Annotated in this window: 3 protein-coding genes; all 3 read left to right on the top strand. The window is 51.5% G+C overall.

Annotated features, from left to right (window positions below; translation table 11 throughout):
* The coding region (locus B3W37_RS04715) for a sodium:calcium antiporter (protein ID WP_483174934.1) at positions 1-1,026 on the top strand (1,026 nt) is incomplete at its 5' end.
* 14 nt (positions 1,027-1,040) lie between these two features.
* The gene (locus B3W37_RS04710) at positions 1,041-1,499 is read left to right on the top strand and encodes a RidA family protein (protein WP_483170282.1); all 459 of its coding nucleotides are present in this window, start codon (positions 1,041-1,043) and stop codon (positions 1,497-1,499) included.
* A 49-nt stretch (positions 1,500-1,548) separates the two neighbouring features.
* Positions 1,549-1,896 carry a YlbF/YmcA family competence regulator gene (locus tag B3W37_RS04705; protein ID WP_483170283.1) on the top strand — a complete coding sequence of 116 codons (348 nt, stop codon included), beginning with the start codon at positions 1,549-1,551 and terminating at the stop codon, positions 1,894-1,896.
* Positions 1,897-2,013: the final 117 nt, after the last annotated feature.

Below are 2,013 nucleotides of genomic sequence, written 5' to 3'. Positions count from 1 at the left end.
AAGGAGCAATTGATGAGCGATATTGTAATATTATTGATCAGTCTAGGAATCATTCTAGCTGGTGCGGAGATATTTGTTAACGGAGTTGAATGGCTGGGCCAGAAATTGAACCTTTCTGAAGGTGCAGTGGGGAGTGTCCTGGCTGCAGTGGGCACAGCCCTGCCGGAAACCATTATTCCCATTATCGCCATTTTATTTGGCAATGGAGGCGGGGCCGGACATGAGATCGGTATCGGCGCTATTCTGGGCGCCCCTCTGATGCTGTCCACCCTGGCCATGTTCGTAACCGGGGCTGCGGTAGTGGTGTTTAGAGGCAGGCGAATTCATGGATACCGGGTTCGGGCTGACTTTTCCAGCATGTCGCGCGATCTGAGCTTTTTCCTGGTGGTATTCGTCCTGGCCCTGGGGTGCGGACTGATTCCTGAAAGCCTCAAGGCCCTCAAAGTGATCATCGCACTGCTGATGGTTGGACTCTACGTATGGTATGTGATCGCTATGGTGAGCCAGGAACGGGATATCGAGTCGGATGAACAGCTCCCGGCATGCTATTTTGCCAAAAAACATTGTCCGCCCTCACTGGGCATTGTGCTTGTTCAGGTCCTGTGCGCTCTGCTTCTCATTGTGCTGGGGGCCAATATGTTTGTAAACTCCATTACCGAGTTGGCCCAGTTATATGCGGTTCCGGCATTTGTGCTGGCTATCATTATTGCCCCTATCGCCACCGAGCTGCCGGAGAAATTCAACAGTATAATCTGGATTTCCCGGGAGAAAGATACCCTGGCCCTGGGGAATATCACCGGAGCCATGGTTTTCCAGGGTTCTGTAATCCCGGCCCTAGGTATCATGATGACAGAATGGCGGCTGAATAGTGGCGCTTTGCTGTCCGGCTCTCTGGCTTTAGTGTCGGCTGCATTCCTGCTTTGGCAATTGCGCCGCCGGGCCTATATCAGCGGCGTATCCCTGCTGTTCAGCGGGTTGTTCTATGTTGTGTTTATAGTGGCCGTTATGCAAGGAGTAGTCAGGTAGAAGGAGATGATATAATGGACGTAGAGAAGCGTTTGCGGGAATCGGGCATCGTGCTGCCCGAGGTCAATGCGCCTCTGGCAGCTTATGTACCCGCAGTTAGAAGCGGCAACCTCTTGTTTATTTCCGGACAGCTGCCTATGGATCAGGGTATTTTATCCTATAAGGGCAAAGTGGGCAGCGAGCTCAGCATAGAGGAGGGACAGTCGGCCTGCAGGCAAGCGGCTATAAACTGCCTGGCAGTGCTCAAAAAGAACCTTGCTGATTGGGGGCAGCTGGTGAGGATAGTGAAGATAACGGGATATATACGGTGTGACTCCGACTTCACAGCCCAGCCCCAGGTCTTGAACGGCGCCTCTCAATTGTTGGAGAATCTTTTCGGGGTCAACGGTAAACATGCCAGAGCAGCAGTGGGGGTTAATGCCCTGCCCCTGGGGGCAGCCTGTGAAGTGGAGATGGTGGTAGAGCTTCGCTAGCCCTTCTCCGCATTAAATGAGCTGCTGATTATTTTAAGGAAGTGATTAGATGACCGAGATCAATCCCTTTGACAAAGCCCATGAATTGGCGAGGTCCATCAAACAGTGCCGGGCTTTTAAACATTACCTGGCAGCAAAACAGGCAATCGATCAGCATCCTGATTATAAAGATAAGATATTGAAAGTGCGCGCCCGGCAGATGGAGGTAAACCGGGCCCACATCTTGGGAGAGGAACTGCCGGCAGAGTTACTGAGCGAGTTGTCCCAGGAGCTGGCCGCCTTGAACCAGTACCCGGAGATTGCGGAATTTTTTGCAGCCGAAACCCATTTTATCAACATGTTCCATGATATTCAAAACATCATCAATGGCGCTCTTGACGCGGAGTTAAAAGATTAGGCAGCCTGGTAAAAATCGATGATACCTAAACGGCAGGGCTTTTAAGCCCTGTCAGACCGTCGACAAAAGCGAATAACTGCGTTGCTCAATAGGTCCGCTCAATCAACGTACTATTTG

It is taken from the genome of Syntrophomonas sp. UBA5494, from assembly GCF_002426325.1.
The sequence above is the reverse complement of the archived record's forward strand: the minus strand, read 5'-3'. Positions and strand labels throughout refer to the sequence as shown.

What these genes read in the sequence shown, in the direction of transcription:
- B3W37_RS04710 (WP_483170282.1), top strand. Translation starts at nt 1,041, where the DNA reads ATGGACGTAGAGAAGCGTTTGCGGGAATCGGGCATCGTGCTGCCCGAG.
- B3W37_RS04705 (WP_483170283.1), top strand. Translation starts at nt 1,549, where the DNA reads ATGACCGAGATCAATCCCTTTGACAAAGCCCATGAATTGGCGAGGTCC.